The 12,123-nt window shown below is 72.1% G+C and carries 15 protein-coding genes; 6 read left to right on the top strand and 9 right to left on the bottom strand.

Going from position 1 to position 12,123, the window contains the following annotated elements:
- Positions 1-45 precede the first annotated feature (45 nt).
- Both ACO229_RS08990 and ACO229_RS08985 read right to left on the bottom strand, forming a co-directional pair.
- Complete coding sequence (locus ACO229_RS08990) at positions 46-462, bottom strand: VOC family protein (protein ID WP_397417408.1); 417 nt, start codon at positions 460-462, stop codon at positions 46-48.
- Between the two features lie 20 nt (positions 463-482).
- Complete coding sequence (locus ACO229_RS08985; protein WP_397417544.1) at positions 483-863, bottom strand: helix-turn-helix transcriptional regulator; 381 nt, start codon at positions 861-863, stop codon at positions 483-485.
- Between the two features lie 429 nt (positions 864-1,292).
- Here ACO229_RS08985 and ACO229_RS08980 point away from each other — a divergent pair, with 429 nt between their 5' ends.
- Positions 1,293-1,898 carry an AAA family ATPase gene (locus tag ACO229_RS08980; RefSeq protein WP_423464620.1) on the top strand — a complete coding sequence of 202 codons (606 nt, stop codon included), beginning with the start codon at positions 1,293-1,295 and terminating at the stop codon, positions 1,896-1,898.
- Here the strand turns inward: ACO229_RS08980 and ACO229_RS08975 are convergent.
- Positions 1,895-2,479 (bottom strand): carboxymuconolactone decarboxylase family protein, encoded by a 585-nt coding sequence (locus ACO229_RS08975; protein ID WP_423464619.1) that lies wholly within the window; start codon positions 2,477-2,479, stop codon positions 1,895-1,897. The two genes, ACO229_RS08980 and ACO229_RS08975, sit on opposite strands and share 4 nt — an antisense overlap.
- A 94-nt stretch (positions 2,480-2,573) precedes the next feature.
- Entirely contained in the window at positions 2,574-3,596 is a 1,023-nt protein-coding gene (locus tag ACO229_RS08970) for an LLM class flavin-dependent oxidoreductase (protein WP_423464618.1), read from the bottom strand.
- 111 nt (positions 3,597-3,707) lie between these two features.
- On the opposite strand from ACO229_RS08970, the gene ACO229_RS08965 reads away from it, so the two are divergent.
- Positions 3,708-3,905: a hypothetical protein gene (locus ACO229_RS08965; RefSeq protein ID WP_397430299.1), complete on the top strand. Its 198-nt coding sequence runs from the start codon at positions 3,708-3,710 to the stop codon at positions 3,903-3,905.
- A gap of 9 nt (positions 3,906-3,914) precedes the next feature.
- Here the strand turns inward: ACO229_RS08965 and ACO229_RS08960 are convergent, their stop codons facing one another.
- Positions 3,915-5,321, bottom strand: a complete 1,407-nt coding sequence (locus ACO229_RS08960; RefSeq protein ID WP_423464617.1) for an NAD-dependent malic enzyme — start codon at positions 5,319-5,321, stop codon at positions 3,915-3,917.
- A 151-nt stretch (positions 5,322-5,472) separates the two neighbouring features.
- Here ACO229_RS08960 and ACO229_RS08955 point away from each other — a divergent pair, with 151 nt between their 5' ends.
- Entirely contained in the window at positions 5,473-5,985 is a 513-nt protein-coding gene (locus ACO229_RS08955) for a GNAT family N-acetyltransferase (protein WP_423464616.1), read from the top strand.
- Here ACO229_RS08955 and ACO229_RS08950 read toward each other — a convergent pair.
- A complete protein-coding gene (locus ACO229_RS08950; protein WP_423464615.1) occupies positions 5,957-6,709 on the bottom strand; it encodes a tyrosine-protein phosphatase in 753 nt (250 codons plus the stop codon). The two genes, ACO229_RS08955 and ACO229_RS08950, sit on opposite strands and share 29 nt — an antisense overlap.
- 193 nt (positions 6,710-6,902) lie before the next feature.
- On the opposite strand from ACO229_RS08950, the gene ACO229_RS08945 reads away from it, so the two are divergent.
- Complete coding sequence (locus tag ACO229_RS08945) at positions 6,903-7,661, top strand: hypothetical protein (RefSeq protein WP_423464614.1); 759 nt, start codon at positions 6,903-6,905, stop codon at positions 7,659-7,661.
- Positions 7,662-7,786: 125 nt separating this feature from the next.
- On the opposite strand, the gene ACO229_RS08940 is transcribed toward ACO229_RS08945, so the two are convergent.
- A complete protein-coding gene (locus ACO229_RS08940; RefSeq protein ID WP_423464613.1) occupies positions 7,787-8,743 on the bottom strand; it encodes a ribonuclease Z in 957 nt (318 codons plus the stop codon).
- Between the two features lie 78 nt (positions 8,744-8,821).
- Entirely contained in the window at positions 8,822-9,160 is a 339-nt protein-coding gene (locus ACO229_RS08935) for a hypothetical protein (protein WP_397417427.1), read from the bottom strand.
- Positions 9,161-9,364: 204 nt separating this feature from the next.
- Between ACO229_RS08935 and ACO229_RS08930 the strand changes: the two genes are divergently transcribed.
- Complete coding sequence (locus ACO229_RS08930; protein WP_423464612.1) at positions 9,365-10,642, top strand: hypothetical protein; 1,278 nt, start codon at positions 9,365-9,367, stop codon at positions 10,640-10,642.
- A gap of 24 nt (positions 10,643-10,666) precedes the next feature.
- Here ACO229_RS08930 and galE read toward each other — a convergent pair whose 3' ends face one another.
- Entirely contained in the window at positions 10,667-11,689 is a 1,023-nt protein-coding gene (galE, locus tag ACO229_RS08925) for a UDP-glucose 4-epimerase GalE (protein WP_397430306.1), read from the bottom strand.
- 41 nt (positions 11,690-11,730) lie between these two features.
- Between galE and ACO229_RS08920 the strand changes: the two genes are divergently transcribed.
- Entirely contained in the window at positions 11,731-12,111 is a 381-nt protein-coding gene (locus ACO229_RS08920) for a LysE family translocator (protein WP_423464611.1), read from the top strand.
- Positions 12,112-12,123: the final 12 nt, after the last annotated feature.

The raw sequence follows: 12,123 nt of genomic DNA, 5'->3' as shown, positions 1-12,123 counted from the left end.
CTTCCAGGAGGTGCGGACAGGCCGGGGATGCACACGGTGCGGGCCTCAGAGCTGCTTGATGCGCACGGTGTTGCCCGCCGGGTCGCGGAACGCGCAGTCCCGGAACCCGTAGGGCTGGTCGACGGGCTCCTGCATGACCTCGGCCCCGCTGGCCTGCACCCGCTCGAACGTGGCGTCCAGGTCGTGCGTACCGAGGATGACCGCGGCGTAGGTGCCCTTGGCCATCATCTCCGCGACCGTCTGCCGCTCGGCGTCCGTGACGCCCGGGTCCGCGGCGGGCGGAGTCAGCACGATCGAGGTGTCCTGCCCGGCGGGCCCCACGGTGATCCAGCGCATGGTGCCCTGCCCCACGTCGAGCTGGACCTCGAAGCCCAGGGCGTCACGGTAGAACGCCAGCGACGCCTCGGGGTCGGTGTGCGGCAGGAAGGTCTGGTGGATGGTGATGCTCGGCTGCGTGCTCATGAGAGCCACGCTAGATCCGGTCAGCCGGTGCGCGCTTCTCGATTCCTGACCGGCCGGGTGACCTGCTTGGCGATGCACGCCGGCAGCCCGGCGGTGTCCACGCCCTGACCCGCCAGCACCGGGTCCTCGCGGTACACGCTGGGCGGTACGCCCACCAGCTCCGTGAACCGGGTGCTGAACGTGCCCAGCGACGAGCAACCCACCGCGAAGCACACCTCGGTCACGCTCATGTCACCGCGCCGCAGCAGCATCATGGCCCGCTCGATGCGCCGCGTCATGAGGTAGCTGTACGGCGACTCCCCGTAGGCCGCCTTGAACCGGCGCGAGAGATGGCCCGCCGACATGTGCACCCCGGCCGCGAGCGCCGCGACGTCCAGCGGCTGGGTGTACTCGCGGTCCATGCGGTCGCGGACGCGGCGCAGGAGGGCGAGGTCGCGCAGGTGCTGCGGGTCGGGTGCGGTGCTCACCCGGTGATGGTGCCACGGTGTGTGCGGGCCCGTCCCACGTCCTCCCCACTCTCCTGACAACCAGGGGGAACAAAACGGACGGTTCTGTTCGTTCCTAGGAGTGGAACTGAGCATCTGTTCGCGACCGTGACCTGGGGTTTCGCCCCCGGTCAGGTCGTGGTCCCGTTGCTGGCCCAGCGCCCGTCCAGGGTGTTCCCGGGAGGCGCGGACCCGCACGCGCGATGCTGCTCACCCGGCCCCCTACGTATGGAGGACCACGTGACGACACCCGCCACACTCCCCCGGCCGCGCGCTGTCCGGAGCTCCCCTGATCCGTCCGGCTCTGCTGCCGGCTCTCCCCGTGTCCCTGACGGTCTGCTGGTCGTGGTGGGCGGTGTGCCGGGTGCGGGCAAGAGCACGCTGCTGGCCCAGGTGGCCAGGGAGGTGCCGCGCGCCGTGGTGCTGGACCCCGACCGGCACCGGCGCCGCCTGGCCCGGCGGCTGCCGTCGTGGGTGCCGTACGGCGCCTACCGGTGGGCGGCGCACACCCTGCACTTCCTGGCGACGGTGCTGCACCTGGTGCGCGGGCCGCGCGCGAGCAGGCCCCTGCTCGTCCACGACACCGCCACCCGCGAGCGCCGGCGGGAGCTGCTGGGTCTGGCGGCCCGCTGGTTCGGCTGGGACCCGGTGCTGGTCGCGGTGGACGTCTCGCTGGCGGACGCGCTGGACGGACAGCTCGACCGGGGCCGTGTGGTCCAGCCGGACGAGTTCGTGCGGCACTGGGAGCGGTGGACGGCTCAGCGGTCGGTCCTCGCGGCGGTCGGCGGCGGTCCGCGGGGACCGTGGTCCGGCGTCTACCTGGTGGAGCGGTGCGAAGCGCTCAGCACGGTGAGTGACCTGGTGCGGCGTCGGTCGCTGGTGGTGGCCCCGGGCCGTGCGGTCCCCGCGGTGCCGGAGGCTGCGCGCGCGGTCAGCCCCTGCGCGGCCTAGCGGCCGGGCTGGTGCATGCCCCTCAGGAGCGCCTCGCGGAGGCTGTCGGGGAGGTCGGGCGGCACGTCGGGCTCGACGGCCAGGGCGTGCAGGGCGCGGCTGTAGTAGTTGCGTGCGGCGGCGGCCAGCACGACGTCGACGATCTGCCGGTCGTCCAGGCCCAGCTCGCGCAGCCGCTGGGTGTCGCGCTCGGTGATGGCGCTGGAGTCGCCGCCGACTCGTTCGGCGAGCTCCATGGCCGCGACCTCCAGGTCGCTCAGGCCGGCGGCGTGGTAGTCCAGCGCGATGCGTTCGAGCTGGGCGTCGTCGAACAGGCTGCGGGACCTGCGGCCGTGGGCCAGGCGGCACGCCTGCGAGCCGACGGCGCCGGCCGCGGCGAGGGTGACGAGCTCGTACAGGCGCAGGCCGATGCTCTGCGCGACGGCGCCGGTCAGGTCCTCGAACGCCTGGTGCGCCTGGGGGTTGGTGGCCATGACGCGGGTGTGGCTCGGCACGTAGCCGAGGGCTTCGAGGTCCCCGGCGTACTGCTCCGCCCAGGCGCCGGTCGCCTGGGCGGGCTCGGGCGTGCGGATGATGCTCATGTCCGTCAGAGTCCCACCGCCGGGGCGGGGCCGACAGCGGGTGGGCGGGTGAGATCCCCGCTCACCGCCGTCCGGGCTCCGCTCCGGTCGATCCTCAGCGCCAGCCGAGCGCGGGCGCCACGTGCCGGACGATGTTCTCGATGACGTGGGCGTTGTAGTCCACGCCGAGCTGGTTGGGCACCGTCAGCAGCAGCGTGTCGGCCGCCGCGATCGCCTCGTCCTCGCGCAGGTCCTCGATCAGGGCGTCGGGCTCGCCCGCGTAGGTCTTGCCGAATCGGGCGGTCCCGGTCTCGAGGCGGCCCACCTGGTCCTGGCTGTGGACCTCCATGCCGAAGTACTGGCGGTCGCGCTGATCGGTGATCGGGAAGATGCTGCGGCTGACGGAGACCCGTGGCGTGTGCTCGTGGCCGGCGGCGGCCCAGGCGTCGCGGAACCGCTGGATCTGCTCGGCCTGCAGCCGGTGGAAGGGGATGCCGGTGTCCTCGGTGAGCAGCGTGGAGGACATGAGGTTCATGCCCTGGGTCGCGGTCCACTCGGCGGTCGCGCGGGAGCCGGCGCCCCACCAGATGCGCCGGCGCAGGCCCTCGGAGTGGGGTTCGACGCGCAGCAGCCCGGGCGGGTTGGGGAACATGGGCCGGGGGCTGGGTTCGGCGAACCCTTCGCCGTCGAGCACCTGCAGGAACCGGGCGGTGTGCTCTCGAGCGAGGTCGGCGGCGCCGGCGTCGTCCGGGGCGGGTTCGTAGCCGAAGTACCGGTAGCCCTCCACGACCTGCTCGCGTGAGCCACGGCTGATGCCGAGCTGGAGGCGGCCGCCCGAGATCAGGTCGGCCGCGCCGGCGTCCTCGGCCATGTAGAGGGGATTCTCGTAGCGCATGTCGATCACGCCGGTGCCGATCTCGATGCGGCTGGTGCGGGCGCCGATCGCCGCCAGCAGCGGGAACGGGGAGGCGAGCTGGCGGGCGAAGTGGTGCACGCGGAAGTAGGCGCCGTCGGCGCCCAGCTCCTCGGCCGCCACCGCCAGGTCGATCGACTGCAGCAGCGCGTCGGACGCCGAACGCGTCCCCGACTGCGGGTGCGGCGTCCAGTGACCGAAGGACAGGAACCCGATGCTCTTCACGCCCACCTCAACCCTCCCTCGTCGGCCCGCCGTCCCGGTCCGGGACGACCGTTCCCGAACCGTTACCGGTCGGCGGGCATCGATCCGGCCCTCCCGGACGTCTATCAGGGTGTGAGAAACAGTGTGCACCCGAACTACGCCTCGTCCGACCGGACCGACGGTCCCGTCCTCGCCTCCGCCCCGCGCGACTCCGTGCGCTGGTGGATCCCGCTGGTGGCCTCCACCGGCGCCCTGCTCGCCATGGTCTTCGGCGCGGCCGCGCTGGTCAGCAGCGCCGTCAACGCCACCCTCGGCGGCCTGCTGGGCTGACCCGCCCGTCTACCGGGTCGCCGAGCCCGCCCCGGACGCCTCCGCGCCAGCGCGCACCGCGTCCGCGACGGCCTCGGCGACCCGGTGGTCGAACACGCCCGGCACGATGTAGGCGCTGTTCAGCTCCTGCGGACCCACGACGTCCGCGATCGCCAGGGCCGCCACCCGCAGCAGCTCGGTGGTGATGTCCCGGGCACCGGTGTCCAGCAGCCCCCGGAACAGGCCGGGGAAGGCCAGCACGTTGTTGATCTGGTTCGGGTAGTCGCTGCGCCCGGTGGCCACCACCGCGGCGGTCCGCGCCGCCTCCAGCGGGTCCACCTCCGGGGTCGGGTTGGCCAGCGCGAACACGATCGCGTCCTGCGCCATCTGCGCCACGTCCGCACCCGACAGGATGCCGCCCGCAGAGACCCCGACGAACACGTCGGCACCCTTGAGGCCCTCCTGCAGCGTGCCGGAGAACCCGTCCACGTTCGTGTTCTCCACGATCCAGCGCCGGTGCGGGTCGTCGGTGACCACACCCGGGTGCAGCGCTCCGTCCCGCCCGAACGCCACCACGTGCCGGGCGCCCTGCGCCTTGAGCAGCCGGATGATCGCGTTGCCCGCCGCACCCACCCCGGACACCACGATCCGCACATCGGCCAGGTCCTTGCCCACCACCTTCAGGGCGTTCACCAGAGCCGCCAGCACCACGATCGCCGTGCCGTGCTGGTCGTCGTGGAACACGGGGATGTCCAGCTCAGCACGCAGCCGCGCCTCGATCTCGAAACAGCGCGGCGCCGCGATGTCCTCCAGGTTCACGCCCCCGTACACGGGCGCGATCGCCTTGACGATCGAGACGATCTCGTCCGTGTCCGTCGTGTCCAGGCACACCGGCCAGGCGTCCACCCCGCCGAACTCCTTGAACAACGCCGCCTTGCCCTCCATCACGGGCAGCGCCGCCGCCGGCCCGATGTCCCCCAGGCCCAGCACCGCCGTACCGTCCGTGACCACGGCGACCGTGTTGCGCTTGATCGTCAGCCGGCGCGCGTCCTCCGGCTTCTCCGCGATCGCCAGGCACACCCGCGCCACCCCCGGCGTGTACGCGCGCGACAGGTCCCGGCGCGTCTTGAGCGGCACCTTGGTCGTCACCTCGATCTTGCCGCCCAGGTGCATCAGGAACGTCGAGTCGCTCCACTTGAGCACGTGGGCGCCCTCGACCGCGTCGACAGCCGCCACCACCCGCTCACCGTGCTCCGCGTCGATCGTGTCGCACGTGACGTCCACGACCAGCCCGTGCGACGTCGAGTGCGCGATGTCCACGCCCATCACCGCCGCCCCGGCGTCGGCCACCGCCGCTACCACCGTGCTCGTGGCGCGCTGCGAGGCGGCCACCTCCACGCGCAGGGTGATCGTGTAGCTCGGGCTCGGCAGCGACATCGTCGTTCTCCTCGGTCCCCGGCCCTCGTCGGCCGGCACAGGCGCACGGGCGTGCGCGCACCTGGAGATTCCTACCCCCAGGGCGTGACGTGCGCCACACGGGCCCGCCATACGGACGTCACCACCCCGCCACCACCCGCAAGATGGTGGCGTGCACATCGAGACCGACTCCCCCGCCCGCGACGACGTCCGCCAGCTGCTGGACGAGCACCTCACCGACATGTACGCCACCTCCCCCGCAGAGAGCGTGCACGCCCTGGACCACTCCGCGCTGCTCGCCCCCACACTCACCTTCTGGATCGCCCGCGACGACGACGGCACCCTGCTCGGCTGCGGCGCCCTCCACGAGCTCGACGCCCGCCCCGGCACCCCCGCCACCCACGGCGAGATCAAGTCGATGCGCACCGCCACCACCGCCCGCGGCCGCGGCGTCGCCTCCGCCGTGCTGGCCACGATCCTCGCCGAGGCACACCGCCGCACCTACCGGCGCGTCAGCCTCGAGACCGGCACCCAGGACTACTTCGCCCCCGCCCGCCGCCTGTACGCCCGGCACGGCTTCACCGAGTGCGGCCCGTTCGGCGACTACACCCTCGACCCGCACAGCACCTACATGACGCTCGAGCTGCCCGCCACGCTCACCGCAGACGCTCCCGCAACCGCCTGACCCGCGCCTCGTCCAGACCCACGTACCGCAGGTACGCCACCACATCCAGCCCCGCCAGCCAGTCCAGCAGCGCCGCACGGCGCTCGCGGACCCGCCCGTCCATCTGCCGGGCCGTCCACGTCTCCCCCGGGTGCTGCACCCATGCACCCCGCTCGACGTCGTAGGCGACACCACCCCCGCGATGGCTCGTCCCGCGGAAGGCCTGCTCGTAGTCCGTGGCGATCGCGTCGTGCTCGACACCCGTCAGCGACAGCAGCATCGCCGTGATCATGCCCGTCCGGTCACGGCCCGCCGAGCAGTGCACCAGGACCGGCCCCGGGGCGTCCGCGAGCGCCCGGAAGGCCGCACCGACCAGGTGCGGGTACATGGCCGTGGTGGGTGCGTAGGAGCGCGGGTGGTCCAGCCAGGGGCCGCAGGCAGCCTGGAAGTGGGGGTCGCCCGGATCCTCGGTAGGGGTGTTGCGGGTGATGATCCGGGTGGGACGGACGGCACCGGGCAGGAGGTCGCGAGCCAGCTTGACCTCGGCGGGGTTGCGCAGGTCGACCACCGTCGTGAGCCCCGCCTCGACAGCCTCCGCCCAGCCGGTGGAGGTGATCGGGTCGGGCGCCCCGGAGCGCCAGACCTGCCCGGCCGCGGTGGTCGTGCCGTCCTCCAGAGGGAGGCCGCCGAGGTCGCGGAGGTTGACGGCACCGTCCCAGGTCATCAGGTTCGCCGGGTTGCTCATGACCCGCATCGTGGTGGCGGCCCACCGGCAGGTCAACGGGGAGAACTGCCCGTGGACACCGGTTCCTGGCCAGCGGCCCGGGCCCACGGACGACCGCCGTTGCGTATATGCAACAACGAGGGTCAACGCAGGCCAAGAGGATGCTTCTCTGGGAACCTGGGGAGCGTTCAGCCCCAGTTCCGAGGAGTCATCGATGGCCGTCCCTACCCTGACCGCGACCCACCACCGCACGGTCGCCGTGCTGCTCAGCGCGCCACGGCTCGCGCCCTATCTGCGGGCCGCCGGTGGCAACGTCCGCGCCGCACTGGCGCTCTACCAGTGGAACGTCGAGATGTCCTCGGCGGTCTACAAGATGCTGCACCTGGTCGAGGTCTTCCTCCGCAACGCCATCGACGCCGAGCTGCGGGTCTGGAACGCGACGCAGATCGACCCGCGCACCGGCCGCACCCACGACGCCGACTGGCTGATGGATCCGTCACGGCTGGTCGAGCGGGTCGTCCGTCGAGAGGAGATCGACAAGGCGCTTCGCCGCGCGACGCTCGCCGTGAAGGACTCCAGCACCGGGCCGCGTCCGGTGACGCACGACGACGTCCTGGCGCAGCTGATGTTCGGCACGTGGCGGTTCATGCTGCCGAGCAAGGACCCAGGGCGCAGGTTTCTCTGGCGCTCCACGATCTCGCGGGCGTTCCCTCACCTCGACCGACCCGTCTCGGACCTGGTGCGCGACATCGACGGCCTCTATCGCCTGCGCAACCGCATCGCTCACCTGGAACCGCTCCTGCCGGGTGGCGCCGTGGTCAAGCGCCATCTCAGGGCGACGCGACGAGTGCTGGCGGCTGTCGATCCGGCGGTCGCGCAATGGCTGGTGTCCCACCAGACGGTCTCGACCGTGATCACGGAGATGCCCGTACCTGTCCCAGAAATGCCTGAGGGCCCCCACAGTGAGAACTGAAAGGGCCCCGGCCGATCTATAACCGGGAGACCTGCCCCGGCTTTCACAAGAAGCCTAGACCACCTGCGGCACCGTCGCCACCGCGAGCGTCCGCACCGGACGCGCCCGCGGTGGGCGCGCCCGGCTCACCGCCGCCGCGGCACCCGCACCCGGCCGAGGTCGGCCGCGACGGTGAGCTCGCCGTCGAACACGGTGCGGGCCTCGCGCTCGAACTCGCCCGGGTCGGTGTACCGCTGTGAGAAGTGGGTCAGCACGAGGCTGCGCACGCCGGTCTGCCCGGCCACGGTCGCGGCCTCCAGGGCGGTCAGGTGCCCGTGGTCGTGTGCCAGGTTCCGGTCGCGGTCCAGGTACGTGGACTCGATGACGAGCAGGTCCACGCCGTCGGCCAGGCGCCACACGGCGTCACAGATCCGGGTGTCCATCACGAAGGCGAACGACTGCCCGGGTCGCGGGTCGCTGACGTTCTCCGTCCGGACCGTGCCGTGCGGGGTGTCCAGCGTGCCTGCACGGACGAGCCGGCCGACGTCGGGCCCGGTGATGCCGGCGGCGGCCAGGCGGGCCGGGTCCATGCGGCGGCCGTCGGGCTCGTCGAGCCGGTACCCGTAGGCCTCCAGCGAGTGGTCCAGGCGGGCGGCGCTGAGCACCGCCGGGCCGTGCAGCTCCCCCGGTACTCGGTGCACCTCGCCGTCGCGCGTCAGCCCCTGGAGCGCCAGGCGTTCCTGGTGGTAGTAGGCGGTGGCGTCGCACAGGTTCTCGACCCAGCGCCGGCCCGAGGCCGGGAAGGTGACCGGGATGGTCTGCGGTACGGCGTCGAGGCTGATCCGCTGCACCACGCCGGCCAGGCCGAGGCTGTGGTCGCCGTGCAGGTGCGTGATCGCGATGCGGGTCAGTGCCGTGGCGGAGATGCCGGCGTGCAGCATCTGGCGCTGGGTGCCCTCGCCGGGATCGAACAGGATGACCTCGTCGTCCCAGGACAACGCATAGCCGTTGTGGTTGCGGGTCCTGGTGGGTACCTGGCTGGCGGTACCGAGGGTGACCAGCTCACGGCTGGCGAGGCGGTGGCTGTCGGGGCGGCGGAACACGCTCGCATTGTGTACCGGCCGCGCGACGACCGGCACGGGAAAACGCCCCCGCGGGCCGAGGCGCAAAGTTTCGCAAGATCACCCGCAGCCGGGCAGCACGTTCAACGGGTCGCACCCGTACTTCGCCTGCGCGAGCACCAGCACCGCCCAGCAGAAGCCGAGCAGCATCGCACCACCGACGAGGATGTTCAGGACGGGGTAGCTCCCGCCCTGCAGCACCGGGGTCAGCGCCAGGCCTGCGCCGGCCAGGAGGCAACCCAGTGTCACAATGGTGATCGGGCTGGTCAGAGCGTCGGATGCCGAGGGTTCGAGCCACCCGAACCGCTCTCCCACCAGGACCAGGGCGGCGTACGGAAGAGCGAAGACCAGCGCGGCTATCGCGCGCCAGTCCATGACCGAGAGCTTCGACAACACCATGACCTCCCCTTTTGACCTACCCCAGACAGTGGCCAAACACCCATGACTAGTGTTAATAATCGGGGGCGGTCCGCTATCTTTGGTAGTGATTTTCACAGAATCCGACATATTCGTACGATCTCCACTTTCAGGACTCTCGCACTGATGGCACCCTGTGGCGCGTCGTAGCGCTGCCGGCGGCACGGCTGTCGAGAAAGGACGCGCATGGCGAGGGATGAACGCGTAGGCAAGCCGGCGTACGCAGCGGTGTCCACACGCATCACCGGCATCGAGGTCGCGACGGCGCGCCTGCGGGAGATCGCCGTCGTGCGCGTCGACGAGCGCGGAACCGTCGTCGACGAGTGGTCGGCGGTGCTCCACCCGGACGGAGCATGGATAGCGCTCGCCGACGTCGCGGCCACGCTCCGCGAGCGGCTGTCACAGATGGCGATCGTGACGCACAACGGTCGCCTGGGCATCGAGGTGCTGCGGGCGGAGCTGGCGCGCCTCGGCTGGGACCTGCCGGCCTTCGCCCAGCTCACGATCATCGACGCGAGCTACCACTACCTGCCGGCCCTGAAGCACCGGCGGCTGTCGGACTGCTGCACCGCCGCCGGCGTGGCGCTGGAGGGCGGCGGCATACCGCCCAACTCGCACCCGGTCAACGAGGCCCGCGCCGTGGCGGGGCTGCTGGGCCGGTTCCTGCAGAGCGCGAGCGGGGTACCCGACCTGCCCGAGCTGCTCCAGGTCACCCTCCGCGCCTGGGTCTACCCGTGGCCGGACGGGCCGAGCCGCGCCGCCGAGCCGCCCCGCCCGTGGCCCGGACGGCGGGGGCCCGGCATCCTCACCACGCTCGCCGGGCAGCCGCTCGCCGACGCCATCGCCGCCGTCGCCGACGTGCACACGCACGGATACCTGGCCCTGGTGGCCGAGACCCTGCACGACGGGCGCCTGACCCCGGCCACGGCCGCCCACCTGGCCGACGCCGAACCGCTGTACCGGCTCACCCCCGAGGCGGCGGCCGACATCCGGCGCGCGTTCTTCGACGCCCTGGTGCACCAGGCGATCGAGGCGGACCGGTACCACCTGGAGGCACGCCAGGAGCTGTGGCGCGTGGCCGACACCCTGGGCTGCTCGCGGGACTCCGTGATCGAGCCGATCGTCGAGGCGACGCCGGTCGAGTTCCCCAAGCTGGTCGACGAGTCGGGGACCAAGAAGCCCACCGACGGCCGCAACCGCGCCACCCCGGCCCAGATGCGGGCCTGGGCCATCGCCAACGGGTTCGACGTCGAGGGCTACATCCGGCTGCCGTGGTCGATCGTGCGCGCGTTCGAGGAGGCGCACGCCCAACCCGTGGACCGAACCCCGCAGCAGGCACCGACGCCACCCCCGAAGGAGCCCGGCGCCGGTCCCCGGCACCGGGCGCCCGACGCGGACGAGGACGTCCCCCAGCTCGACTTCGACCGCCTGGAGACCCCGCCGATCGGCAACCCGGTCATCTGACCCGCCGGCGACGGCGGAGCACCCTCAGGCGTCCGGGAAGCCCTCCGGGTTCTTAGACTGCCACCGCCAGGTGTCGGCGCACATGTCGTCGATCGTCTTGGTGGCACGCCAGCCCAGCTCGGTGTTGGCGCGCGTCGGGTCCGCCCAGAACGCGGGCAGGTCGCCGGCGCGGCGCGGGCCGATCTCGTAGGGCAGCTCCCGGCCGACGGCCCGCTCGAACGCCTTGAGCAGCGCCAGCACCGAGGTGCCGGTGCCCGTGCCGAGGTTGAACGCGCGCGCGGGCTCGGCCATGTCGTCGAGGTGCTCCAGCGCTGCCACGTGCCCGGCCGCGAGGTCGGTGACGTGCAGGTAGTCGCGCTCGGCCGTGCCGTCGGCAGTCGGGTAGTCGCCGCCGAACACGGTCAGCTTGTCCCGGCGGCCCACCGCCACCTGCGCGATGAACGGCATCAGGTTGTTCGGCACGCCCTGCGGGTCCTCACCGATGTCCCCGCTCTCGTGCGCCCCGACCGGGTTGAAGTACCGCAGCAGCGCCACCTTCCAGCCCTCGGAGATGTGCGCGACGTCCGACAGGACCCGCTCGATCATCACCTTCGTCTGCCCGTACGGGGAGGAGGACGACAGGTGCTCGTAGTCCTCCTGGTAGGGCACGGGCGCCTTCTCGCCGTACACCGTGGCCGACGAGGAGAACACCAGCTTCGTCACCCCGTGCTTCGCCATCGCAGCCGCCAGGGCGAACGTGGAGTCCAGGTTGTTGCGGTAGTACTCCAGCGGCTTGGTGACCGACTCCCCCACCGCCTTGTACCCGGCGAAGTGCACGACGGCGTCGATCTGCTCGTGCGCGAACAGCCGCTCGGTCTTGTCGACGTCGGTCAGGTCGAACGCGTGGAACGGGACGGCGCGCCCGGCGAGCGCTTCCAGGCGACCCTGCACGGTGGGCTTGGAGTTGGAGAAGTCGTCGACCACCACGACGTCGTGACCGGCGGCTATCAGGGCTAGGACGGTGTGCGAGCCGATGTAGCCGGCCCCACCGGAGACGAGAACGCGCATGCCTCCAAACTACCCGGTGGCATGCGCCCGCCCGACACCCCATGACGACGGCCGACGCCGCCGTCCGCTCCCCCGTGCCCGGCACGGCGGACGAGGAGCGGTCCGCCTGGCGGTCGTTCGCCGTCGGCGCCACCACCAACCTGCTCAACCCGAAGGTCGGCGTGTTCTACCTCGCGACCATCCCGCAGTTCCTGCCCGACGACGTGCCCCACCTGCTCATGGGCCTCCTGCTCGCCGTGGAGCACGACATCATCGGGATGGCCTGGCTCGCCCTGCTCATCCATGCCGCGGGCCTGGCCCGGCGCTGGCTGTCCGGACGGGCGATCGCCCGCGCCACCGACCGCGTCACCGGCACCGTGCTCCTCGCGCTGGGCGGCCGCATCGGGTGGAACGTGCTGACCGGCCAGGCCCGGGCCCTCTGAGGACGCGCGGCC

Source organism: Promicromonospora sp. MS192, assembly GCF_049532985.1.
Taxonomy (GTDB): domain Bacteria; phylum Actinomycetota; class Actinomycetes; order Actinomycetales; family Cellulomonadaceae; genus Promicromonospora.
This window is presented reverse-complemented; position numbering and strand designations above follow the sequence as displayed.